At 68.6% G+C, this 22836-nt stretch carries 19 protein-coding genes and 1 pseudogene; 10 read left to right on the forward strand and 10 right to left on the reverse strand.

Annotated elements, in window-relative coordinates; translation table 11 throughout:
- Positions 1-354: 354 nt before the first annotated feature.
- From ACIP9H_RS34985 to ACIP9H_RS35005, 5 genes are all read right to left on the reverse strand, one after another.
- Positions 355-915 carry a hemerythrin domain-containing protein gene (locus ACIP9H_RS34985; protein WP_401597427.1) on the reverse strand — a complete coding sequence of 187 codons (561 nt, stop codon included), beginning with the start codon at positions 913-915 and terminating at the stop codon, positions 355-357.
- Between the two features lie 968 nt (positions 916-1883).
- Positions 1884-2381, reverse strand: coding sequence for a DUF6328 family protein (locus ACIP9H_RS34990; RefSeq protein WP_401597424.1), 498 nt, complete (start codon positions 2379-2381; stop codon positions 1884-1886).
- Positions 2382-2673: 292 nt separating this feature from the next.
- The gene (locus ACIP9H_RS34995) at positions 2674-2931 is read right to left on the reverse strand and encodes a CDGSH iron-sulfur domain-containing protein (RefSeq protein ID WP_401963080.1); all 258 of its coding nucleotides are present in this window, start codon (positions 2929-2931) and stop codon (positions 2674-2676) included.
- Positions 2912-3568 (reverse strand): HemK2/MTQ2 family protein methyltransferase, encoded by a 657-nt coding sequence (locus tag ACIP9H_RS35000; protein WP_401597419.1) that lies wholly within the window; start codon positions 3566-3568, stop codon positions 2912-2914. The genes ACIP9H_RS34995 and ACIP9H_RS35000 overlap by 20 nt, the downstream gene beginning before the upstream one ends.
- Before the next feature lie 55 nt (positions 3569-3623).
- Positions 3624-4295: an HAD family hydrolase gene (locus ACIP9H_RS35005; RefSeq protein WP_401597416.1), complete on the reverse strand. Its 672-nt coding sequence runs from the start codon at positions 4293-4295 to the stop codon at positions 3624-3626.
- Positions 4296-4430: 135 nt separating this feature from the next.
- Between ACIP9H_RS35005 and ACIP9H_RS35010 the strand changes: the two genes are divergently transcribed.
- On the forward strand, positions 4431-5486 hold the full coding sequence (locus tag ACIP9H_RS35010) for an iron-containing redox enzyme family protein (protein WP_401597413.1): 1056 nt from the start codon (positions 4431-4433) through the stop codon (positions 5484-5486).
- 51 nt (positions 5487-5537) lie between these two features.
- Here ACIP9H_RS35010 and ACIP9H_RS35015 read toward each other — a convergent pair whose 3' ends face one another.
- Complete coding sequence (locus tag ACIP9H_RS35015; protein WP_401597410.1) at positions 5538-6728, reverse strand: zinc-dependent alcohol dehydrogenase; 1191 nt, start codon at positions 6726-6728, stop codon at positions 5538-5540.
- A 217-nt stretch (positions 6729-6945) separates the two neighbouring features.
- Here ACIP9H_RS35015 and ACIP9H_RS35020 point away from each other — a divergent pair.
- The 3 genes and pseudogenes from ACIP9H_RS35020 to ACIP9H_RS35030 all read left to right on the forward strand — a co-directional run.
- A pseudogene (locus ACIP9H_RS35020) lies at positions 6946-7196 on the forward strand (hypothetical protein); the annotation flags it as partial.
- A 376-nt stretch (positions 7197-7572) separates the two neighbouring features.
- Positions 7573-9387 carry a thiamine pyrophosphate-requiring protein gene (locus ACIP9H_RS35025; protein ID WP_401597407.1) on the forward strand — a complete coding sequence of 605 codons (1815 nt, stop codon included), beginning with the start codon at positions 7573-7575 and terminating at the stop codon, positions 9385-9387.
- An 896-nt stretch (positions 9388-10283) separates the two neighbouring features.
- On the forward strand, positions 10284-11417 hold the full coding sequence (locus tag ACIP9H_RS35030; RefSeq protein WP_401597405.1) for a hypothetical protein: 1134 nt from the start codon (positions 10284-10286) through the stop codon (positions 11415-11417).
- Positions 11418-11499: 82 nt separating this feature from the next.
- On the opposite strand, the gene ACIP9H_RS35035 is transcribed toward ACIP9H_RS35030, so the two are convergent.
- A complete protein-coding gene (locus ACIP9H_RS35035) occupies positions 11500-11892 on the reverse strand; it encodes a hypothetical protein (RefSeq protein ID WP_401597402.1) in 393 nt (130 codons plus the stop codon).
- 1407 nt (positions 11893-13299) lie between these two features.
- Here ACIP9H_RS35035 and ACIP9H_RS35040 point away from each other — a divergent pair.
- Positions 13300-13758 (forward strand): hypothetical protein, encoded by a 459-nt coding sequence (locus ACIP9H_RS35040; RefSeq protein WP_401597399.1) that lies wholly within the window; start codon positions 13300-13302, stop codon positions 13756-13758.
- Positions 13759-14049: 291 nt separating this feature from the next.
- On the opposite strand, the gene ACIP9H_RS35045 is transcribed toward ACIP9H_RS35040, so the two are convergent.
- Positions 14050-14274 carry a multiprotein-bridging factor 1 family protein gene (locus ACIP9H_RS35045; RefSeq protein ID WP_401597397.1) on the reverse strand — a complete coding sequence of 75 codons (225 nt, stop codon included), beginning with the start codon at positions 14272-14274 and terminating at the stop codon, positions 14050-14052.
- Between the two features lie 183 nt (positions 14275-14457).
- Between ACIP9H_RS35045 and ACIP9H_RS35050 the strand changes: the two genes are divergently transcribed.
- Complete coding sequence (locus ACIP9H_RS35050) at positions 14458-15381, forward strand: hypothetical protein (RefSeq protein WP_401597395.1); 924 nt, start codon at positions 14458-14460, stop codon at positions 15379-15381.
- Between the two features lie 47 nt (positions 15382-15428).
- The gene (locus tag ACIP9H_RS35055; protein WP_401963084.1) at positions 15429-17165 is read left to right on the forward strand and encodes a hypothetical protein; all 1737 of its coding nucleotides are present in this window, start codon (positions 15429-15431) and stop codon (positions 17163-17165) included.
- 568 nt (positions 17166-17733) lie between these two features.
- Here the strand turns inward: ACIP9H_RS35055 and ACIP9H_RS35060 are convergent.
- Both ACIP9H_RS35060 and ACIP9H_RS35065 read right to left on the reverse strand, forming a co-directional pair.
- Entirely contained in the window at positions 17734-18882 is a 1149-nt protein-coding gene (locus tag ACIP9H_RS35060; protein ID WP_401592671.1) for a PucR family transcriptional regulator, read from the reverse strand.
- A 172-nt stretch (positions 18883-19054) separates the two neighbouring features.
- Positions 19055-19597: an HdeD family acid-resistance protein gene (locus tag ACIP9H_RS35065; RefSeq protein WP_401592669.1), complete on the reverse strand. Its 543-nt coding sequence runs from the start codon at positions 19595-19597 to the stop codon at positions 19055-19057.
- 269 nt (positions 19598-19866) lie between these two features.
- Between ACIP9H_RS35065 and ACIP9H_RS35070 the strand changes: the two genes are divergently transcribed.
- The 3 genes from ACIP9H_RS35070 to ACIP9H_RS35080 all read left to right on the forward strand — a co-directional run bounded on the left by ACIP9H_RS35070 (position 19867) and on the right by ACIP9H_RS35080 (position 22831).
- Positions 19867-20367, forward strand: coding sequence for a hypothetical protein (locus ACIP9H_RS35070; protein WP_401963085.1), 501 nt, complete (start codon positions 19867-19869; stop codon positions 20365-20367).
- A 230-nt stretch (positions 20368-20597) separates the two neighbouring features.
- Positions 20598-21812: a helix-turn-helix domain-containing protein gene (locus ACIP9H_RS35075; RefSeq protein ID WP_401963087.1), complete on the forward strand. Its 1215-nt coding sequence runs from the start codon at positions 20598-20600 to the stop codon at positions 21810-21812.
- Between the two features lie 176 nt (positions 21813-21988).
- Entirely contained in the window at positions 21989-22831 is an 843-nt protein-coding gene (locus tag ACIP9H_RS35080; protein ID WP_401592663.1) for an alpha/beta hydrolase, read from the forward strand.
- Positions 22832-22836: the final 5 nt, after the last annotated feature.

Genomic DNA, 22836 nt, shown 5'->3' on the forward strand with positions numbered 1-22836 from the left:
CGCCCAGCGCGTACTGGAACGCTTGGACGGTGGGCGATCCGAATCCGACGATCTGGGACCGCTGCCTACGGCAAAGTCGCAGCGTATGCCCGATCGGCAACGAGGACGGCGGGCACAAGGTCAGCGGGGACGCGGTCCAGGCCCTCAACGACGTCGGCTCTTCCCACTGGGCCGCCGACGCGGTCACGTGGGGACATGCTCGCCCAAGATCGCCCGGTGAGCTGTGGCGCCGCGGTCAAGCGGACACAAGTCTGGCTGCGTGCGGCATCGGCGTAAGCAGGTCGCGATGTCGATCGCGGGTGCGCAATGCAGCAGGGCCGGCGGGTGTCGGCCGGCCCCTGCCGCCAAGGTCGGTCAGGACCTGCCGCGTCCGGTGACGAAGTCCCTGGCCCGGTCGACGAGACCCGCGCCGGGAGCCAGCAGCTTGTTGCCCGGAGGGGTGTCCGGTGCGCTCGGGTGCGGCCTGGTGGGCGCGACCTTCTTGGCCCGACGGACCTGATCGCCCAGTTCCGTCAGCTGTTCGGGGGTACAGGCCTGGGCCAGGCTGGGGAAGAGCTGCTGTTCCTCCTCGCGCACGTGCTCCGTGACGTCGGTGATCAGCTTGAGCACCAGGGCGTCGAACCGCGCGTCGTCCACGTCGACGTCCTCCAGGTCCTTCAGGACCCTTTCGACCTCAGCGTGCTCCTCGATCTCCTTGTCGGCCATCGGCCCGCCCCCGGGCACGTGCTCCCGGACCGCCGGGTACAGGTACATCTCCTCGGCGACCGAATGCCGTACGAGCTCGATGGTCAGGTCGTCGAGCACGTCACGGCGCTGCTTGTCGCCGACAGGAAGGGCCTGGAGGCGAGCGAAGTACTCCTCGACCTCGCGGTGGTCCGCCGTGAGCTCTGCGATGACGTTGCCGCCGTGTCCCATCACGATCTCCTTCTCGGGCAGAGACGAACGCTTCCTCAAAGGCGGCTTCCCGATCTCGCCGAAGGCACGCACGCATCCCTCGGCCGGCGGATCGTGCACGGCCCACGCCCTGTCGACGAGCCCCGGCGTGAGCAGTACGTCAACGGCGGTGCGCGCGAGAGCCTCGCCGGCCGCGAGCATTGCCGCGCGACCCCGCGGACCGGCTGCGCCGTAGGCAAACTACGCTGTGTGATCCGAAGCCGGCGAGCCCGGCGGATGGCGACGCACGATGGTTGACGTCACCGGTGTCGGAAGAGCCGAGCCAGGCCCCCGGAACCGGTTCGCTGAGGTCCAGACCCTGCCGGGCGAGATGGCTGGAAAAACGGCCGGACACGCGACGCGGACCTGGGCTGATGCCGTCAGAGGGCCCACCGCCAGTTGTGAACAGCGGGGTGGAACATCGGCGCGGCATCGACGCCTTCGAAAACACCCTCGTCGGTGAGTACGACCTTGCCGCCACCGCACTCCTCCGCCGGCGTGCCCCTCAAAGGAGAGTTCCGGCGATCGGTGCAGCGAGAGGGCAACGTCCCAGGGCGCCAGCCCCTTCCCTGATCTCCTGGCCGAGCAGGTCGTGCACCTCGTTGAGCGGCTCCGGCACCACGGCCTCCAGGGGTTTCACAGCCGTCACCACCCAGAACGGCCGTCGTGATCCCGCTGAGTAGGCGGTCGCACCAGGGTGGGCGTATGGAGGGTCAGCAGGCCGCGCAAGCACAGTTCGTCGAGAACCTGCAACAGCAGGGGACGGCCGCCGTCAGCGTGCTCTCGCACGGGTGCCAGCCTGCCTTCTAGGCTTGGGCCTCGGGGCCGCGGCACACCGTGCGGCTCTGGTTCATCGGACCGGTGAATGCACACTCGGACCATCGGCACCAGCACGCCCCGTGCGGATAGGCCGTACGGGCGAAGCCTTCTGTACCTGGTGAGATCCGCCCTCAGTCCTCGGCGAGCCGGATCCGGGCCCAGAGCGGGAGCACGAACCAGCACAGCAGGTACCAGAGCAGGACCGCCGCCACCAGCCACGGCACGAATGCGTCGTGGGTGGCCACCCGCAGCACGAGCAGCAGGGCCGAGGTCATGGTGGCCAGCAGCAGGACCAGCCCGGCGAACGTGAGCCGTGCCGCCCAGCGGACGGCTTCGGGCTTGATGCGCCGTCCCGACACCAGGCGGTGGAAGGACACCGGGCCGATCAGCGCCCCCGTCGCGCAGGCTCCCAGGACGACCGTGACGATGTAGATCGCCTTCTCCGTGTCCCCGAGCCGCGGATAGTGCGGGGTGAACACGACGGTCAGCAGGAAGCCGAAGAGGATCTGCACCCCCGTCTGCGCGACGCGCACCTCCTGGATGAGCTCGCCCCACTGCCGGTCGGCGCGCTCCTCCCGGGTCTCGTCGCGCCCCCGCCCCGAGGGGGGCGTCTTGCTTCCAGAGTTCATGCGGCCCTCCCCGGTTCCAGCGATGTCGTCCCTCCCGCCGCGTGTACCCCCGAACCCCGCGACTACCGTTCGATGGCGCGTCATCCAGTCGGTGTCTCCGCTCACGGGCAAGCAGGAAGGCTGGTACAGGGATGGTCGCGGTGCCTCGATGTGGACGACCGGCATGAAGGGACCCGAATCAACGGCAGCACGGACGCGATGCTCTCTGGGACGACGACGGTCGGACCATCGCGCACAACCCGTGTGGCCGGCCTCGTCGTCACCGGGAATAAAAATGGCGCCCATCATGTGGTCAGCGAGTCTCCGGGGCGCAACCGGTGGACGGTCGGTCCTTCGAAGCCGCCACACGCCGTGTGCGTCGACGGTGGCTGGTGTCGCACCACGGAAAAGTACGGCTGCGGCGGCATGCGCAGACGGCAACGAGGAAGCGGTCGGATCGCAGGAGCTGGCCGTCACTGAGAACGACCTCGACGGGACCTTCGATGAGGATCGGGCCATCGTCGGTGATCGTCACGCGAGTTGGGACGGATTCACCCCTGGTGCTCACCACGGATCACCACCAGTTCCTCATTCTGCGTGCCGTGCGCTATCAGCCCCTGCTCCTCCAGCCAGCGGGCACGGCGGCGCAACACCGGCCCGAACGGGATGCACCGGCGCTCGGAGACGGCGGCACGGAGTCCGGCACGGCGCAACCGGCTCAGGGTGTCCTCGACGCCGCACAGCCCTGAGTGCACCAGGAGCAAGACGCCGCCCGGGGCCAGCAGGGAGGGGGCGTCGATGCAGATCCTGTCGAGCAGCGCACGGCCATCACGGCCGGCGTCCCAGGCCAGCGCGCGGCCGCGTCGTGGCAGGCAGGCCAGCGGTGACGGAAGGTACGGCGGGTTGGCCATGATCAGGTCGAAGCTGCAACCGATGACCGGCCTGGTGAGGTCGCCCCGCAGGACCCGGACGCGCATGCCGTTGATTCTGGCGTTGAACCATGTCGTGCAGACCGCGCGCAGAGCGGCGTCGACCGCCGTCACGTGCGTACCTCTGCGCTCCGCCGCCGTCATGGCGAGCGCGCCGGAACCGGTCCCGAGATCGAGGACGTTGGCACAGTCCGGTAGCGGTTCGCGCTCCACAGCATCCCGCAGGAGGAGAGTGTCGTCCTGAGGCCGGTAGACCCCCGGCAGGCGCAAAAGCCGCATGTGTGGATCACTACCCGGACGTCACCGGTCAAACGTGCGCTCGGGTCGGGCGCGGTCAGCGCCACAGCGGACTGCTGTCGAGGGAAGCCAGCATGTTCCGGGGGCTCCGGTAGACCGCGGCCGCGCCCGCCTCCTCGAGTTCCGCTCGTCCGATGCCGCCGGAGAGCAGCGCGACGCAGGGCACCCCCGCCTTACCGGCGGCTTCGATGTCCCAGACGGTGTCGCCCACGAACACTGCTCGGCCGGCCGGGACACCCGCCCGCTCCAGGGCCTGCGTCACGAGGTCGGGAGCCGGTTTGCTCGCGGAAACGTCGTCCTTGCTGGTCGCGTCGGCGATGACGTCATCGGCGTCGAGCGCGGCCCGCATGACCGCGAGCTCGTTGCTGTCGGCCGATGTGGCCAGCACGACCCGGAAGCCCCTGGCCGCGACCGCGCGCAGCAGGTCCGCGGCGCCGTCCAGAGGAGCGAGCGCCGGACCATAGGCGCCGTAGAGGGCCTTGTGTGCGCCGCTGATCGCGTCGTCGCCCCGGCGGTCGCGGGTCTCTCCCAGCAGCCGGTCCAGCAGATGGTCGGAGCCCATGCCGATGGCGTGGTGGATGTCAGCCATCGACACGACACATCCGGCTTGCCGGAACGCCTCCCACCACGACACGACGTGAAGGTAATTGGTATCCACCAAAGTGCCGTCCATGTCGAACAGGGCGGCACGCTCAGCCTCGTCGCTCATGCGGGGCTCCCTCCCGCTGGATGAAAGGTTCACGCACGGCGACTACCCTCCGCGCATCCGGATAGACGTGACCGGCATGGACTCCCGGCGCTGGGGCATGCGCCCCCGTACCCGAGCGTGGAGGGGAGTCGCGAGATGACCACGGTCTCCGGCATCAGCGGTGAGCCTGCGGTCCCATCAGCGCGCGGACCGCTTTCCGCACTCGTCACGGACGCACTGACCAGCGGACCGCCTCCGCGCCCGCTACCCGCCCCGGACGCAGAATGCGAACGGACCGATCCATACGGCGACGATCTTCAACTGGCCTTGCATGTGTGCTACGAGCTGCACTACAGGGGGCTCGCCGACGTCGACGCCTCCTGGGAGTGGGATCCGGCGCTCCTGCGGTTCCGCGCGGCCCTGGAAGCGGCCTTCGAGAGCGCCCTTCGCGCCGACACCAGGGGAGTCGGCAGCGCTGCGGACCTCGAGGCCGAACTGGACACGATGCTCGTCGAACCCGTCGACGGCACCAGCGTGGGGCATTATCTGCGTGACCGTGCGGATTGGGACCAGCTGCGTGAGTATTTCGTCCACCGCTCGGTGTATCAGCTCAAAGAGGCGGACCCGCAGGCCTGGGTGATCCCCCGACTGGCCGGTCGCGCCAAGGCCGCGCTGGTCGCGGTCGAGTACGACGAGTTCGGAGCAGGGCGCGCCGAACGTGTGCACGCACAGCTCTTCGCCGACCTGATGCGGGATGCGGGACTCGATCCGGTCTACGGGCACTATGTGGACAGCGTGCCCGCCGTCACACTGGCCACCGTGAACCTGGTATCGCATCTGGGCTTGCACCGCCGCCTGCGCGGCGCGCTCGTCGGCCACTTCGCCGCAGGAGAGATCACCACCGCTCCCAGCGCACGCCGCTTGGTGCAGGCCATCGACCGCTTGGGCGGGGGCGCCGCGTGCCGGCACTTCTACGCCGAACACATCGACGCGGACGCGGTCCACGAGCAGGTCATGCGGCGCGACGTCCTGGGTGACCTCGTCGCACGTGAACCCGCGCTCACACCTGACATCGTGTTCGGGGTGCGCGCCGCCGCGCTGCTGGAGGAACACCTCGAAACCCATGTGCTCGACGCATGGCGCACCGGACGCTCGTCGCTGCGCCTGCCCCTGCCCGATCACTCAACGCGGCGACAAGCGCTGTGGAGTTGAGTGGCCGGCGACGTCGCGCGGCGGACCGCTTCCGGCGGTGTTCACGCGGTCTCAGGGACGCATCAGCACCTTGATGGCACCGTCGGCCTTCTTCTGGAACATCTCGTAGGCCTGTGCCGCCTGCTCCAGCGGCATGTGGTGGGTGGCGAAGGAGTCGACGCCCAAGGGGTCGTCGTCGTTGAGCAGCGGCAGGATCTCGTCGCTCCAGCGGTGGACGTTGGCCTGTCCCATGCGCAGCTGGATCTGCTTGTCGAACATGGTCATCATCGGCATGGGGTCGCTCATCCCGCCGTACACGCCGCTCACCGATACGGTGCCGCCGCGCCGGACCATGTCGATGGCCAGGTGGAGCGCGCCGAGGCGGTCGACGCCCGCGTACTCCATCAGCTTGGCTGCCCAGGCCCGCGGCAGGAGGCCGGCTGCCTGCTGCGCCGTCTTGCCCAACGTGCTGCCGTGGGCCTCGGTGCCGACGGCGTCGATCACGGCGTCCGGGCCGCGGCCGTCCGTGGCGTCCTGGACGGCGGCGACCAGCTCCTCCGCGTCGTCGAAGTCGTTCAGGTCGTACGTATCTGTCCCGTCCTGCCCTGCCCGCGCGAGCCGCTCGGGCACATGGTCGATGCCGATCACGCGGCCTGCTCCCAGATGGCGTGCCACGCGGCAGCTCATGGCGCCGATCGGTCCGAGACCGAGCACGGCGACGGAACCGCCGGCCGGCACTGCGGCGTACTCCACGGCCTGCCATGCCGTGGGCAGGACGTCCGAGAGGTAGACGAAGCGGTCGTCGGGCGGCCCGTCCGGAACCTTGATCGGCCCGAACTGGGCCTGCGGCACCCGCAGGTACTCGGCCTGGGCGCCGGGGACCCTGCCGTACAGCTTGGTGTAGCCGAACAGCGCGGCACCGGAACCGAACTCGGTGACCTGCGTGGTCTCGCACTGCGTGGGCAGGCCTTCCCGGCACATGTAGCAGGTGCCGCACGAGATCTGGAACGGCACCACGACCCGGTCACCGGGAGCGAGATCGGTAATGTCGGCGCCCACCTCCTCCACGATGCCCATGGGCTCGTGGCCGAGGATGTCCCCGGGTGTCATGTAGGGCGCCAGGACTTCGTACAGGTGCAGGTCAGAGCCACACAGGCCGGTCGAGGTGATGCGGATGACGGCATCCGTCGGCTTCTCGATCCGCGGGTCGGGCACCGTCTCGACCCTCACGTCACGCTTTCCCTGCCACACGGTCGCGCGCATGGTCGATCACTCCTCTCGGACATGGACCTCCGTCGGGGCGGAAGGGTCGCGTACCCGAGGGACGGCCCGCCAACCGCCTGTGGACCGTTGCGCCCGGAGCGTTAGGGAACGCGGCCTTCGGGCAGCCGACCCTTGGGGCGGCACTCGGCCGCCCGGCCGGGCGGGAGGCGGCACGCATGCGCGAGGAGCGGAGACCCTCAGCGGGCCGGACCGCGGCCTGGACGCACCCCCGCTGGAACGGGCACTGCGCGAGCGGGTTGACGGGGAGGTGCGCTTCAACGGCGGCACCCGGGGCGCGCACACCACCGACGGATCCAACTACCGCCAGGTGCCCAACGGTCTCGTGGTGCCGAAAACCCCGGACGTCGGTGCCGCGGCCATGCCGTGTGCGCCAGGTTCAGCGCGCCCCTGCTGTGGCGCGGCGGTGGGACGAGCCTGGGCGGGCGCTGCACCAATGGGGCCGTAATGCCGCCAGCACGCCCTACTGACCGACGACGCGGACCGCGAACTGATCCCTGGCAGGTCCGGGCCCGGACGTGCTTGACGAGGGCTGTTGCGGCCCGGCGCCCATGGCGGTGGGTGAGCTGGGCGGTTCTGCCCGTCGTGCGGGCCGCGGCCCCCCGAGGCCGTCGGGCTCGCCGACGGCTTCAGATGCCGCACCCCAGATCAAGCAGAGCGGCAGCGACCGGCGTGCACCTGCCCTGGGCGGACGCCTCGCCGAGCGGCCCGAGCGTCACGGCGGGACGGACGCGTGCCCGCAGCGGCCCTGGGGGCCCGGTCCTTCGGCCCGGCCTTGAGGCGCCGCTGACAGCCGGCAACACCGATGACAGAGGAAGGAAACCCCGTGTCGATCAAGGTCTCGGACTTCGTCCTGCAGCGCCTGCGGGAATGGGATGTGGAGCACGTCTTCGCCTATCCCGGCGACGGCATCAATGGACTGCTCGCCGCCTGGGGACGGGCGGACAACAAGCCGGTCTTCGTGCAGGCCCGGCACGAGGAGATGGCCGCCTTCCAGGCGGTGGGCTATGCCAAGTTCTCCGGACGGGTGGGGGTGTGCGCTGCCACCTCCGGGCCCGGTGCCATCCATCTGCTCAACGGGCTCTACGACGCGAAGCTCGACCACGTGCCGGTGGTGGCGATCGTGGGCCAGACCAACCGCAGCGCGATGGGTGGCTCGTACCAGCAGGAAGTCGATCTGCTGAGCCTCTACAAGGACGTCGCGTCCGAGTACGTCGAGATGGTGACCGTTCCCGAGCAGCTGCCCAATGTCATCGACCGGGCCATGCGCACGGCCCAGGCCCGGCGAACCGTCACTGCGGTGATCATTCCGGCGGACGTCCAGGAACTCGCATACTCCGAGCCCGAACACGCCTTCAAGATGGTGCCCTCCAGCCTCGGCATGTCCGCGTCGGCACCGGTACCCGACGACGCGGACCTGGCACTGGCCGCGGAGGTGCTCAACGCCGGCGAGAAGGTCGCCATCCTCGTGGGCCAGGGCGCCCGGGGTGCGCGGGCCGAGGTGGAGCAGCTGGCCGACACCCTGGGCGCAGGCGTGGCCAAGGCCCTGCTCGGCAAGGACGCCCTGTCCGACGAACTGCCGTACGTGACCGGCGCCATCGGCCTGCTCGGCACCCGGCCGAGCTACGAGCTGATGCACGGATGCGACACCCTGCTCGTCATCGGCTCCAGCTTCCCCTACACCCAGTTCCTCCCGGAGTTCGGCAAGGCCCGCGCGGTGCAGATCGACATTGACCCGTTCATGGTCGGGCTGCGCTACCCCTTCGAGGTCAACCTCGTCGGCGATGCGCGACGCACCCTGGCGCGGCTGCTGCCGATGCTGGAGCGCAAGGAGCACGGCAGTTGGCGCAAGAAGATCGAGAAGGACACGGCCCGCTGGTGGGAGGTCATGCAGCGGCGGGCGGCCGTCGAGGCCGATCCGATCAACCCCGAGCACGTCGTGCACGCCCTGGACGCTCTCCTGCCCGACGACGTGATCCTGGCGGCAGACTCCGGGTCCGCGGCCAACTGGTACGCCCGCCACCTGCGGATGCGCGCGGACATGCGCGGTTCGCTGTCCGGCACGCTGGCCACGATGGGTCCGGGGGTCCCCTACGTCATCGGCGCCAAGTTCGCCCACCCGGAGCGGCCCGCGGTCGCCCTGGTCGGTGACGGCGCGATGCAGATGAACGGGATGGCCGAACTGATCACCGCGGCGAAGTACTACGAGGGGTGGTCCGACCCGCGCATGGTCGTGGCCGTCCTGAACAACGGCGACCTCAACCAGGTCACGTGGGAGATGCGCGCCATGTCCGGCGCCCCGCAGTTCCTGCCCTCGCAGTCGCTTCCGGACGTACGGTACGCGGACTTCGCACGCTCGATCGGTCTGGACGGACTGCGGGTGGAGAAGCCCGCGGACGTCGAGGACGCCTGGCAGCGGGCGCTCGCCGCGGACCGGCCGTTCGTCCTGGACTTCCGTACCGACCCCGCCGTGCCCCCGATCCCGCCGCACGCCACGCTGGACCAGATCGAGGCCGCGGCCGCCTCCGTCCTCAAGGGCGACTCCGACCGGGCCGCCATGGTCCGTCAGGGCTTCAAGGCGAAGGTGCAGGAGATGCTCCCCGGCCGGAAGCAGCACGAGCCCGGAGACCGGCAAGGATGACGACCCCCTCCGCCGCAGCGGGACGGCCGGTGGACGTGGCGGACGCGGTGAATTGCCCCGCGTCCACCGTGCCCGCCCCCAGGCTGCGCGGTGGTCTCGCGGCCTGGCCCACGCTTCGGCATCGGCCCCGCCGACCACTGCGTCCCGCACTTGCACCCCACCCGGGGCCCCGATTCCATCTGAGGCGCCTCGAGTGGTTCTACGACCATGACCGCATCGAGGATTCCTTCTTTGACGGCACCCTCGACCCCGCCGGGGGCGCGAGCGTCCCCGGCGTCCCGGCGCATTTGGCCGCGGCCTGACCTGCCGGGACCGCAGGGCGAACGGCTTCTGGGCGACCGGAGGACTTGCGCCTGGGCAACCTCGCCGACAACCCGGCGGTCGAGTGCTGCACGGACCAGAGCGCCAGCGTGGCGGAGGAGTGAGCCCTGTGGCACAGCGTCGCCGACGCGATCAGCGTGCTCATCGGCGGAAACGCTTGCGAGCACCGCTTCTCCCTGTTCGGATACGGCTCCAACACTAGATTTCGCTGGGCGCTCCAGCGGAAAAGTGGGCGGTCCCGCTGCGCGGGCAATGGACTTGCCGGGGTGTGCGAGCGGGGCCGCACTCCTACCGTGCACCCGGATGGCTGAGGGTGCATCCGCTACAGCCAAGTTGCCGGAATGAGCCTTCTCCGCAAGCACCCATTCCAGCGTGGGGTTGTGCTCACGCGGCGACCCCCCTCCGTCGAGCACTGCCAAGGCACCGTTGACGCAGCAATGCCACGACGCGTGGACCTATCGCGGAGACCCGCGGCCAAGCCCGGACGAGTTGCTCCGCTGCGCGGGGGCCGGTGCGCTCCCGCCGGACTCACAGAATCGGCCTCACAGTGTGCGTGGGCCTGGCAGGCTGGCGGGGTGGTGTACGTCGTGACCGTGGATACCCGCATTCCCGCCGGCGGTGCGGAGATGGACGCCCTGCACCGGACCGGGGCGCTGGCGCTGCTCAAAGAGGGCTTCGATGCGATCGAAGCAATCGAAGGACCGGACGGCATCGAGGTCGACCTCCTCGACAGCATCGTCGCCGTCCACCCCGGCGGGGCCATGGTGAAGGTGTTCGTGGAGGCGCCGGCATTGGAGTTCGCCGAAGAATCCGTGTCCGCGGCAGTCGCCGAGCTCCTGGACAGGTCCGAGCTCCTGGCTGACTGGACCATCGAGCGGTGTGCGGTCGAGCTCCACCCTGATCTGGCTCGCGAGAGCCTGGAAGCCGCGGATGGACCCGATGCTCCCCCTGACGACCCTGCGGCCCGACGGGCAATTCTCGGGCAGTCGCCTCAGGCTGGAGCCGAAACGGAGCCATTCGATGCCCAGGCAGACGCCGAAGAAGCTGAACGGTCAATGCGGTCCATGGCCACCGAGCTTCGGGCGTTCGGGCCCGGGATGTTCGGCTGCCTGACCGAAGAGGAGCTCCAGGACGGCGACCCGGAGTCGACCTACGACGAGGATTTCAGCACCACCGCCAGCGACGCCGAACTCGCGGCCGGCGCCCTGGTGTACGGCACGAGCTTGCTGGTGGATGAACTGTTCCAGGACGCCGAGACCCTGAGCCATGAGAACAGCAACGTCGCCGAGTGCGAGGGAATGATGTGGCTGCTGGATGAGCTGCCTGGCCGCTACGCCCTCCAATACAACGCTCAGTTCACCCGCCGTTTCCTGGTGACAGCCCTCGCCATGACGACCCGATTCACGGAAGGCACATTCCAACAGCTCAGCTGCGTCGCCGAAGAGCTGGCCCTGAAGCTGCTGCTACGGGAGGCGAGCGTCGTTCTTGACACGCACGGCCTTCTCAGCTCGGGAGTGTCGTCGGCACTCGACGTGTTCGCCAACGGCGTCTACGAGGACATGGACTTCGAGTGGCTCTACGACGACTCCATGGACGGCATCGACGAGGCCCCGGAGACAGCGTCCCTGGGCATCGCGCCGATGGATCTCGGCTCCTGGTTCACCCCGTTCAACAAAGGCAGGTACGTACACCCGTACGCCAGCAGCTAGAAGAAGAGCCGCTGGGGCGATTCGGAACCTGACCCGCCGGAGGCACGGCGCACTCCCACTGGGTCCGAGCCGCCTGGCCTGCTTAGTCCGTCCCGTGCGACGCCTCTTCTGGGCCGAAGACGCACTCCAAAAGCTGTGCATGCTCCTTGGCAGCGTTCGCCGACCCGAGGCTGAGCGAGCCCGCCAGCGTCTCCCATGTCTCTCCCGCCTCGAGAGCGTCCTGGATGGCCTCGTGTTCCTGCTGCAGCAGCCACCAGCGCATGATCGAGAAATCATCCATGGGATCTTCGTGGCCGCGTCCTCGCGCCCTTGAGTCTCGGCCGAGTAGCTGGGTAAGCGCCCGGACACGTTCCTGCGTCCGACCATCCAGGGCCGAAGCATCAGCGGCGCGATCGCCCTCGACTCGACGGCCGGTGATGCGCCGCATGGCGCGCAAGGCATCGTCGGTCGAGACACCACTGTTCTTGTTCGTCATGCCCAGAAGTCTGCTCCGGCAGGGCCAGCACCCGGCTCACTTTCGCGACGAAACACACAAACGAGCACAGGATGGCCACGATAACCTCCGGCTCCGATAACCGCCGACTGCCCCCTCACCCGTATGCACCAATTGGAATGCGATTCGAATAACATGCCCTCAGGCTAGCCACATGCTGATTCCCGGGCCTCGCCTTCAAAGACTTGCGCTTGTTGCTCTGCTGGACCGCTGCCGGCGCACTGTCCTACTTGTTGATCGGGCAGGGTCCTGGTCACCCATGGCAGGCCAGACGACCAGCCCAGCCTCGTACGGGTCCGCAGCGTCGGCTCTCACAAAGGCGGGAACCGCCGGGACCGTCGCTGTGCACTTTGGATCTGTGGTCGGGCACATCTGGGCGTCGCATCCCCATCCCTCCTCAGGCCACCGGGTTGAGAGGCGACTACTCCTGGCCATCCCGGAGAGCCCCCTACCCGCGGAGCTCATCAGACACATCGCGGCTGCGGATCCCACCCAACCCGCCAGGTGGTGGACTCCGGCACAGCTGCGTCAGCCTGGGACTCGCGTCCTACCGCCAGAGCTACCGGATGTCGTGGATGGCTATTGGGACGGATGGCTACCTGACGGGCCCTTGACCCTCGAGTGGCAATAGTCTGCGCGTACCCTGCCGGTCCTGACTGATGAAGGCGCCGAGGCAGGGGCTTCCCTGAGGAACCGCGGTACACCCGGTACGGGAGCCACCTTCTCTCGAAGCGGCCCTGCCTACACGGGCTCGCGACAATGTCTGGCTGCCGTGGGGGACAGCTCAAGTAGGAAACTCCTACACAGGCCTGTCCCCCAAACCACTAGGACGCGGCAGTCGAGACGGGCAGACCAGAGGTCGACAGGCTTGCCGTCGGCATGGCCCAGGACTGTTCAGACAACATCCGCCCACCAGGACCTGTCCTCCTGACCCGACCTTCAGAAGTCCATCGCAACATCAACACGGGCCGGTCGATTCTGGCAGGCGCTGTGAATCCAGCCCTGTACGCAAACGCCGCACCAGCTACCCATCTGCCGCCCCCAGCCCTACCCGACCTTGCGCAGCAGGTTTCAACAGACATACACACGCAGATGCCTTCAACGAAACAGGCCTCACGTCCTGGAAAATCAGGCCTGGCACACAACCTGTCCAATTGGCGAGGCGGAATGGTTTCACAGCCCACTGTGCTAGCTAACCCAACAAACCTGCCCCTGTGTCACCCGTGCCTCGAGACAGGAAAAATGCAGACAGGGCCAAAAACAGGGGCACAGGTAATTTGCAGCGCTCTATGTACACCTCACCTGAGGTACTCGATCTTGTCGCCACATCGGGTGAATTACCCCTTGCGAAGGGGTTCCCCTGTGCCTTCTCATGGATACCGTTCTCACATGATTGAGGACCTTCCATGGGCGGAGTACGCCAGCGATCCGGATAAGTACGTCAAGATGCTCGAACAGGAGGAGGAAGCAACTCAAAAAGATCTCTTCAAGGTGCGCCAAAGGTTGCGACACGTTCGTCACCTCAAGAAGCAGAAGGACACCTTCGAGGACTGGAAACGCAACGGAGTGCCTGATCAGCGCAAGGCAGACGACCTACACTCGCCCGACTACGGCGATCCGGACGAGGAGTCCGGCTCAAGTGGCTCCCGAGGCCCCACTCGCAAGCAGCTCGTCAAGGAGTTGTTGGTCCAGGACCCCAGCCGCATTTGGAAGGTGGCCCAGGTCGTTGCCGCCTTGCAGGACGGAAACGAGAAGGCTCTCCGCGTCGCTATGGACGACATGTGGCGTGCCGGCATTCTCCACAAGCACCCCGGTGCGCTTTACCAGTACAACGTCGATCACGGCTAGCGTGCTCGGCACAGGCACCACTCCTGGCGAGAGCGCGTAAAAGGAAGGCCGCCACCAGGACTTACGCCTCTGGTGGCGGCCGACAGCAACGAACATTCCGAGAACCTTCCACAGAGCCGGATCAGTTCGTGCCACGCTTCACTTTACGGACGGCCGCGTGCCGCCGGTAGCGGGTTACGAGAAATGGTGCCGCCCTTCCCCCGAAGGGATGACCACCTCATGTTCGATCTCGCGTATTCAATGACTCTGCCCACCGCTGCCGTCGGAGCGCGCGTGATTACCGGGCGTACGTCATACACCGCGCCCAGGCCACAGATCCACGTCGAGCGCCTTCTCGAGGTTCGCGATCGTCAACAAGTCCGGCCACGCCTCCCCCGCGAGGGCCTTTGTGATCGTGTACCGCGCGACGCCGCTCTGACGGGAGAGTTCGGCAACGGACCACTGCTTCCCGTCGATCGCGGCCTGGAGCTTGGCAGCAAGCGCTTGGGCGACACGGGCCCCGTGGTGTTCCTCCATGACGGCCTCAGGCCATGTGCCGCTGATGCGATAAGCACGCGGTGGCAGTCTGCGGGCATCTCCTTGCGGCATGAAGTGCAGTCTGACTCATCCGGTCCTCCCAAGTCGCGTCCGGCCTCCACCTCGGATAGATGTTATTCGAATAGCACCCCGTCCGCTGGGGTGCTGGTGTGGCGGCATGTGATGAGTCAACGGATCAACTCCTATCGTCCGGCCGGTTCCCCCGCGGGGTGGAGCCGCGTCGGCGACGAGGTGCGCCGCGTGGTCCTGGCTGCTGACCCGCTGACGCCCTACAAGGCGCGCGAGTTGCTCACGGCGCTGGCGCAGTTGGCTCTCTTCTGTAACGGCGAAGGCCTGCCGGCCACGGCGGAGGTCTGGCTCTCGCGCGAGGTCATCGAGCGGTTCATCGCCGTGGGCTGCCCTCAGGTCGGGGCAGGAACGCGCGGGAACTACCGCACACGGCTGCTACGCCTGCGCGAGATCGTCATCGGTGGCGAGTGCCTGACCGGCGCTCCCGCGAAGCTCTCCGCCTCAACCGCGAACTGTCCCTACAGCCGCACCGAACTGGCCGACCTGTGGGGCTGGGCCGGCAGCCAGCCGACCGATGAACTGCGCTGGGGCTGCAAGACGTTGATGGCCCTGGGAGCCGGTGCAGGCCTCGACTCGCCCGAGATCATCCCTCTGCGTGCTCACGACGTACGCCGGCCCCTCAGCGGGGCAGGAGCCGTCGTCGTGGCCACCCGCGGCCGCCGGGAGCGGCTCATCGTGTGCCGTAGGCGCTGGGAGGGCGTCCTGGGTGCCGCGGCCGAGCGTCTGGAGAACCCTGGGACCGCCAGCTATCTGTTCCGGCCCAACTGCCACAGCCGCGGTACGAACACCGTGACGAACTTCCTATCCCGCACGCGGCGCAGCCACGACTTTCCACGCCTGGTCATGGGCCGCCTGCGCGCGACCTGGCTGCTGGAGCTCTTCGAGGAGCGGCTCCCGATCACCGTGATCGTCGCAGCCGCCGGTGTGGACACGCTCCACGGCCTGTCGCGGATCCTCCCCTTCCTGCCCGGGGTCTCCCCGACGGACGCCGCGGCCCTTCTGCGAGGCGAGCAATGACGGGCGGACGGACAGCGGCAAAGGACCGCCACGCGCGGCTGGCAGCCATGCGTGTCCAGCGCAACCACCTATCCGACGCGGACGTCGAGCCCGCCATCGAAGAAGTGGACGGCAGCTCGCTCGTCCCGCTGCTGGAAGAGTTTGTTCACCTCCCCCGTGGGCGCCATCGCCGGCTCCGCCTTCGCACCCTGCTGATCGGTCTCCACCTGTGCTGCCAGATCACCGGCGGAAAGATCATCCTGGAGCGGACCACGGACGTCCTCTACTTCCGCCTCAGCCCGGCCATGCGCACCCAACTCGAAATCCCTGACTACGAGGACAACGACTGGGGCTTCGAGGCCGCCTACGCCGTCGTACGCCGTCTGTTCCACGCCATGAAGACCGCAATGGACCCATCGCCTCTGCCTCCCAACAAGCACCTCACGCGCCAAGAGGCCCAGAGGCTCATCGACACGGCCGACCCCGCGGATCTCGCAGCGCGCGAGCATCGGCTGGCCTTGTTCACCGAGTTCGTACTCGACGCGTCCGTGGGCCCGCTCAAGAATCTGCTCGCCGAACTGACGGGCGGCGTAGCCGTGGATGCGACTCCCGTGCGTACCTACGCCCGCGGCCGCCGCACCAACGGGCCTGAACTGTCCACCGACCCCGATGCCGGTTGGTACGTACGAGAGGGCGACCACCGCGACCCAGACGCCTCGCCCCTCGCCGACGACGCAGAGCCCTCCCGGAAGTCGCGAAAGCTCTCAGGCATCCCGCAGAAGAAGCCCTCCTTGAGGAAGCGCTACCTCTTCGGCTTCGACGCCCATCTCGCCGTCACCAGGGACACCCGGCACGACAAGCCGCTCCTAGACGACGGCACGCCCGATCCCGAGGTCCCCCCGGCACTCGTCCTCGGTCTTTGCCTGGACAAGCCCGGAGAGCGGCCCGCATACAACGGATTGAAAACGATCTCCCGGCTCCAGAAGCGCGGCTACGCCCCCGGCTACCTCGCCGGCGACCGCGCCTACAACAACTCCGAACCGGCCGAATGGCAGTTGCCCGTCCGGGCCCTGGGCTACCAGCCCGTCTACGACTACCGCGTCGACCAGCTCGGCAACCAGGGCGGAACCCAAGGAGCAATCCTCGTCGAAGGCACCTGGTACTGCCCCTCCATGCCCCAGGCCCTCATCGACGCCACCGGCGACCTCCACGCCGGCCGCATCGACCGCGAGACCTGGACCGCGCGCATCGCCGCACGTAAGCCCTACCGCCTGATGCCCAAAGAACGGCAGGACGCCGAAGGCCACCAGCGCATGATGTGCCCCGCAGAGGCTGGCAAGGTCCAGTGCCCCCTCAAGCCCCGTTCCTTGGGCCGCGGCATCCAGCTCCCCCTCGTCGACCCGGAGCCAAGCCCGACCGGCCCCGTCAAGGTCTGCCGCCAGCGAGCCATCACCCTCGCCCCAGAAGAAGGGGCCAAGCACTGGCAGGCCCTGGACTACGGCGATGAACAGTGGCAGAAGATCTACTTCCGCCTCCGCAACAGCGTCGAAGGCTTCAACGGCTTCGCCAAGAGCCCACTCGCCGAGGCCATCGAGTCCTCGCGGTTACGGCCCATCCGCGGACTCGCCGCCCAGACCATCCTTCTTGTGTTCCAGATCGCCCACGCCAACAGGCGCAAGATCACAAGATGGCTGGACAGCCTGGCCCTCAGCGGGGAACGACCCGTCAGGCGCACGAACCGCAGACGCAAGACGAAGCCCCTGGGCACCTGGACCCCGATCGGCCACCTGACGTCCGCCACCTGAGTGACAGGCATCACACCCAGGACATCACCTCAACACGGAAGCCCCCTCGTCGACCTGTGACGGCCGACGAGGGGGCTTCGACGTGTGAGGGACGTTACGTTCGGCCAACCCGACCTGCGGATCCCTAGATCAACGCGAGAAACGGGCCCCGGTAGCGACTTTCGTCACTTCCGGAGGCCCGTTTCGTCGGTACCTCGGTGCTGCCACGTGGGCTCGGCGGCCAAGAGGCCCCGTACCGACGTCGGACCGCACATCGGGTGACCCCATTGCGCTGTCGGAACGCAGAGGGCGTGGGATGCGGCGATCGGCTTGCCGAGAAGCTGCACGAGCGCCGTGCGGATGCTCGGGTTCGTGACGCCGCCTGACGTGAGCAAGAGCTTCAAGGTTCCTCCAGGTCCGTGCGCGCGGGGACGTCCTGAAGACCTCGGTCCGTGCGGGAACTCATCGGAGTTCGGGCAACCTCTTCAAGGGCCCCTCGGATCAAGGCGGTCCCGGCACCGGTGCCGACTTCCGCGGCGCGGACTTCAGTGCCGTGCGCCGCTCGTGCCGGCACAGCCGTACGGTGGCGTCACCAGACTTCGGGGCCCTCCAGCCCTCCGGAATCCGGCCGCACGTCCTCGGCGATCGCGTCCCACATGACCGCGAGAAGCACAAGCGTTCGATCCCGCTGGTTCCTGAGCGACAGCCCCGTCAGCTTCTCGATCCTGGTGACCCGGTACAGCAGGGTGTTGCGGTGCACCGGCAGCGCGGCCGCGGCGGCCGCGCTGTCGAAACCGTTGTCCGCGAGGCACCGCAGGGTGATCTCCAGATCCGTGGCATCCGCCTGCTTCAAAGGGCCGAAGACCCGCAGAGTCGTCCGCTCGGCGATCCCCGGCGAATTGGCAAGCATCAGTTCGGGCAAGAAGTCCTCGGCGTGCACGAGGCCCCGGCGCCCGGACCTGGCTGCGATCGCGATGAGTGCGCGCAACCCGTCCGCTGCCGCCCCCAGTCGGTGTCCGCCCGTGAGGGGCGGGTCCTGAGCCAGAAGCAGTCGCGGGTCATCGAGGTACGGCGACCAGTCGAACTTCGGCGAAGCGAGGCCGGTGACGCCGACGCCCTCGGTGAACGCGAGCACCCCCGCGGAACGCAGCCGCGACGCGAAGTGGGCATGCCCGCCGACGTGAACCCCTACCAGCCGCGCGGTGAAGGGGCAGAAGGGTTCTGTCAGGTCGAAGCCGACCCGGGCGGCCCGGTCCCGGTCCTCGATGGTGACGGGCAACTGCGCGCACAACCGGTCGAACAGGGCACGAGCACGCCGGTCACCAGCGGTGGACGGTGCGTCCTCCTGGTCCGCGTAGACCTGCGCGACCACGGCCACGACGATGTCCAGGTACTGCTCAAGAGCGCTCCAGAGCGTGTCCGACTCGGCGATCAGCAAGGACCGTCCCTCGTCGGTCGCCAGATCCAGCAGCGCTTCCCAGAACATCCGGGCACCGCGGCGGTACACCAGGATGCTGTCCTCGATCGGCTGGCCGGCCGCGGCACGTGCACGCAGGAATTCGTGCAGTTCGGAACGGAGGTAGTCGTCCGGGGGGATGCCGTTGATCATCCAGCGCATGACGAGATCGACGTTCCAGCGCACCACGGCCGCGCGGTCCACCGGCCAGAGAAAGTTCGTGTAGGCGGGGAGCCGGGCGAATCCGAACTCCATCCGGCGCACCAGAACGCCCGCGTCCATGCGCTCCAGAACACGCCGCAGGTCACCACTCGGTCTGCCCGGACCGGAGGGGTCGTGCACAGTCACTCACAAATCCTTGCACAGCCGCCTCTGCGAGCACCGGGCGCCGGTGCAGGGCGTCCGGCGAAGGCGCCCGGTGCACCGGCCCCGATCACGGCTCGTGGACCTCTCCTCAGGCGGCGGCCCGGATCCGGCGTGCGAGTCCCAGCTGCATGGCACCCAGCATGATCAGCCACAGCCCGGCCAGGAGGGACAGCGTCAGCAGGGACAGCCCCGGCCAGACCAGCAGTGTCAGGCCCGCGAGAACACCGAGCAGCCCGATGAAGACATTCCACCCACGCCCGGGCAGCGCGGGATGGTCGATCGCCGCGAACACGGCCGTGAAACCGTCCACGATCCAGTAGACAGCCAGCAGAATCCCCAGCGCGAGCAGCGTGATCAGGACGTGCCGGATCGTGTACAGCCCGAGGAGCAGGCTCACGACGCCGAGGATCGCCGTGAGGGTGCGGGCGGTACTCGACTCCCCGAGGCTTGCGGATCCCACCAACCGGAAGACCCCGGTGACGATCAACTGCGTGCCGAGGAGCACCGCGAGCACAACGAGGGTCGGACCGGGCCATGCCACGGCGATGATGCCGGTGGCGATGGAGACCACTCCATAGAGCAGATGCCAGGTCCAGGAGCCGCCCACGCGGGCGACGGGGCTCTTGTTCATGCCGCGACGCTAGGGGCGTCCCCGGTGGGCGAGGGCCCAGAAACCCGCCTGTTCTTCGTGCCCGCGCCCAAGGGGGAAGGGCATTGAATGACGGGGGCGGAAGTCACGTCCGTGGAGGCCGTACGCGCGAGAGCCGGCACGCATCGGAGCCGGCCGCAGTCCCCTGGGGCGGACCTGCGGGAGGTGGCAAACGGGCAACCGCCCGGCAGTGCTGCGGTGGCTGCCCCGATGAACGTGTTTCCAACTGCCGATGGGGAGTGTGCGAGGAGATGGCCGGTCTCGTTGGCTGGGAGAGCTTCGGCGTGATGACCGGGGGTGCCAGTGGGGCTCTGACCGGTCTGTTGTTCGTCGCGGTGTCCCTGAACGCCGAACGGATCGCGGGACACCCGGTGCTGCGGGCCATCGCTGCGCAGACGCTCGTGCTGTTCCTCGCGCCGCTGGTCATGGCGACGGTTCTGCTGGTGCCCCGCCAGCCCGACTGGGCCCTGGGCACGGAGTTCATCACCGCAGGGCTGAATGGAAACGTGAGCCTTCTGGTCATCGAGCGTCGCAAACGACGTGTGGCCAACGTTCCCAGGAGGCGGGCCGGGCTCTTCGATCGTCGGGACACCGGCATCGTCGTCATGCTGTTGTTCGTGGCCGGCGGAGCCGTCCTGGCGTGCGGCCTGCCCACCGGGCTCTACCTGCTGCTGCCCGCATCGGTCGTGGCGTTCGTGAGCGGCGTGCTGAGCGCATGGAACTTCCTGCTCCCGCCGCCGGACGTGATGTGACAACGCGGGGTGCCCACTCCGCATCCCCCGCGTCGCGTTCGGCACCGGCACAACGGTCACCACGGGATGGGCCACCCCCTGCGCCGGTTGCCACCGGTCGGGACGAAGTACCCGCGACACCTTGCATTCCTGCGCGTCGGCCGCCCTCCCCTGTCCGCCGGCGCAGCGGTATCCGCTGCCCCGCGCGCGGGCGGGAGCCGCATCGCACCAAGCCTCCGGAAGGTTGAACCATGGACGCCATGACCCGGACCGCCGCCGGGCCCGCGGCGGTCGGCCGGCTGCGCAGCGTTCTCCGGGGCCTCGACAGCGAGTCACTGGCACGGCAGGTGGCCTGCAAGCTGAGCGGCGCCCCGGTGGGCCGGATAGCCGGTCGTGGCTGTCAGGCGGGCGTCATGGAGGACATGGTCCGACGCAGTCTGGATCTGGCCAGGAACTGGCTGCTGAGCGGGCAGGGACCCGACGAGGCAGCGCTGTCCGACCTGTACGAGACGGCGCGGGAGGCGGCACGCCACGGCCTGGCCGCCGAGGACGTGATCCGCGCCTGCTCGGGAGCGGCGCGGGCAGTGCGGAGCACCGTGCTGGAAGCCGACTCGCCGGAAAGCGGTGCCTGGCTGCTCCCGCACCTGGAAGTGCCGTGGGCGTTCCTCGACATCGCCCTCACGACGGTCACACGGGCGTTCGCCGACCAGCGGGACCTGCCGTCCGCCCACGGCAACTCCCGGGCGGCGACGCTGTTCGCACGCGTCTGCGCGCAATCGGCGACGACCGTCGAGGACCTCGACCGGGCGGAGCGACTGGGTTTCCGACTCGCGGGGCCGCACTGCCCGTTCGTCGCCGCCGTCGTCGGCGGCTCGGCCGCCGCGCACTCGGGACTGGCGGCGCGACTGCGGTCCGCGGGCGCACTCGCCTGCGCGGACGGTCACCGCGTCGCCGGCCTGACCGGACCGGACTTCGACTGGGCCGGCCCTCTTGCCGACAGTGCGCTGATTCTCGCCACCGAGTCGGCCACCAGCGACACAGGGCTCGCGGACGCGGTCGGCAACCTGCACGATCTCGTCACTCTGGCGATCGGGGACGGACGCCGGGGGCGGATCCGCCTGGACGACTTCCTGACGGAGATCATGCTCGCGAATTCCCCCCGGCTGGCCGACAGCATCGTGCGACGGGTCCTGGGCCTGCTGGATGCCGAGGACCCCTCGGGAACTCTGTCGCAGACACTGCGCTCCCTGGCCGCGCACGGCTTCAACCGGACGGAAGCGGCCGCGGCACTCCCGGCCCACCGCAACACCTTGCTCTACCGCATCAACCGGATCGAGAAGCTCTCCGGCCTCGACCTCGACCGCCACGCACATCGAGAGCTGGCCAGGCTGGCCGTGGTCTGGAGCGACACGGTGAGCAGTGGTAATCGGGCCCGGCACGACCACGGGCCGGCGACGGACGGATGAGCCCGAGCGCCCGGTCCTCGCGAAGCGAGCTGGTGTCGTCGCCGCGCACAACTGCGGCGGCGACTGTTGGGGCCGTGCACAGTGCGCGCGGCGGCACGCTGTCTGCGACAGAGCAAGGCCGTCCGGGCGCGTGCGCCTGGCCGCGGCCGCGGCCGCAACGATGGAGGGATGCAGGCATGACTGCTGCAACGAAGACGATCGTCCTGATTCACGGGCTGTGGATGACACCGCTGGCCTGGGAGCACTGGGTGGCCAGGTACGAAGCGCGCGGCTTCACCGTCGTGACGCCCGGCTACCCCGGGATCGCGCCGGGGGAAGCCGGAGTGGCTGCGCTCCGCGAGGACGCCTCGGCGATCGCCGGCGTCGGAGTCCGCGAGGTCCTGGACCACCTCACTGAGGTCATCGAGAAGCTCGACGCTCCTCCGATCATCATGGGGCACTCGTTCGGCGGGACGTTCGCGCAGCTTCTGGTGGGCTCCGGTCTCGGAACGGCCGGGGTGTCGATCGACGGCGCCGCGGTCAAGGGCGTGAATGCCATGCCGCTGTCGGAGCTGCGCTCGGTCCTCCCGGTGCTGAAGGACCCGGCGAACATACGCCGGGCCGTCCCCCTGACGGCCGCTCAGTTCCACTACGCCTTCACCAACACTCTGGACGAGAACGCCTCCCAGCAGGTCTTCGACCGCTACGCGGCACCCACTCCGGCCCGCATCCTCTTCCAGGGCGGTTTCGCGGCTGTCACCCCGCACGCCGCCACAACCTTCGACTTCTCCGACAGCGACCGCGCGCCGCTGCTCTTCGTCTCCGGCGGCAGCGACCACATCCTGCCCCCCGTCGTCCAGCGGCAGAACTACGAGAAGAACGCGAAGCACTCGACGGCGGTCACCGCCCACACCGTCTTCGACGGGCGCGATCACTTCACCTGCGGAGCGCCCGGATGGGAAGCCGTCGCCGACTTCGCCCTCGACTGGGCACTGAGCCCGCGGGCCGGAGTCCTCGACGCCGCGTCCGGCGAACGCTGACCGGA

Origin of the sequence: Streptomyces sp. NPDC088732 (genome assembly GCF_044751205.1) — a bacterium.
In the GTDB taxonomy this organism is placed as follows: domain Bacteria; phylum Actinomycetota; class Actinomycetes; order Streptomycetales; family Streptomycetaceae; genus Actinacidiphila.

Bases quoted from the DNA above. Each gene is read 5' to 3' on its own strand.
- ACIP9H_RS34985 (WP_401597427.1), bottom strand. From the start codon at position 915: ATGGGACACGGCGGCAACGTCATCGCAGAGCTCACGGCGGACCACCGC.
- ACIP9H_RS34990 (WP_401597424.1), bottom strand. From the start codon at position 2,381: ATGAACTCTGGAAGCAAGACGCCCCCCTCGGGGCGGGGGCGCGACGAG.
- ACIP9H_RS35000 (WP_401597419.1), bottom strand. From the start codon at position 3,568: ATGCGGCTTTTGCGCCTGCCGGGGGTCTACCGGCCTCAGGACGACACT.
- ACIP9H_RS35005 (WP_401597416.1), bottom strand. From the start codon at position 4,295: ATGAGCGACGAGGCTGAGCGTGCCGCCCTGTTCGACATGGACGGCACT.
- ACIP9H_RS35010 (WP_401597413.1), top strand. From the start codon at position 4,431: ATGACCACGGTCTCCGGCATCAGCGGTGAGCCTGCGGTCCCATCAGCG.
- ACIP9H_RS35015 (WP_401597410.1), bottom strand. From the start codon at position 6,728: ATGCGCGCGACCGTGTGGCAGGGAAAGCGTGACGTGAGGGTCGAGACG.
- ACIP9H_RS35035 (WP_401597402.1), bottom strand. From the start codon at position 11,892: ATGACGAACAAGAACAGTGGTGTCTCGACCGACGATGCCTTGCGCGCC.
- ACIP9H_RS35040 (WP_401597399.1), top strand. From the start codon at position 13,300: ATGATTGAGGACCTTCCATGGGCGGAGTACGCCAGCGATCCGGATAAG.
- ACIP9H_RS35045 (WP_401597397.1), bottom strand. From the start codon at position 14,274: ATGGAGGAACACCACGGGGCCCGTGTCGCCCAAGCGCTTGCTGCCAAG.
- ACIP9H_RS35050 (WP_401597395.1), top strand. From the start codon at position 14,458: ATGAGTCAACGGATCAACTCCTATCGTCCGGCCGGTTCCCCCGCGGGG.
- ACIP9H_RS35055 (WP_401963084.1), top strand. From the start codon at position 15,429: ATGCGTGTCCAGCGCAACCACCTATCCGACGCGGACGTCGAGCCCGCC.
- ACIP9H_RS35060 (WP_401592671.1), bottom strand. From the start codon at position 18,882: ATGGACGCGGGCGTTCTGGTGCGCCGGATGGAGTTCGGATTCGCCCGG.
- ACIP9H_RS35065 (WP_401592669.1), bottom strand. From the start codon at position 19,597: ATGAACAAGAGCCCCGTCGCCCGCGTGGGCGGCTCCTGGACCTGGCAT.
- ACIP9H_RS35070 (WP_401963085.1), top strand. From the start codon at position 19,867: ATGGCCGGTCTCGTTGGCTGGGAGAGCTTCGGCGTGATGACCGGGGGT.
- ACIP9H_RS35075 (WP_401963087.1), top strand. From the start codon at position 20,598: ATGGACGCCATGACCCGGACCGCCGCCGGGCCCGCGGCGGTCGGCCGG.
- ACIP9H_RS35080 (WP_401592663.1), top strand. From the start codon at position 21,989: ATGACTGCTGCAACGAAGACGATCGTCCTGATTCACGGGCTGTGGATG.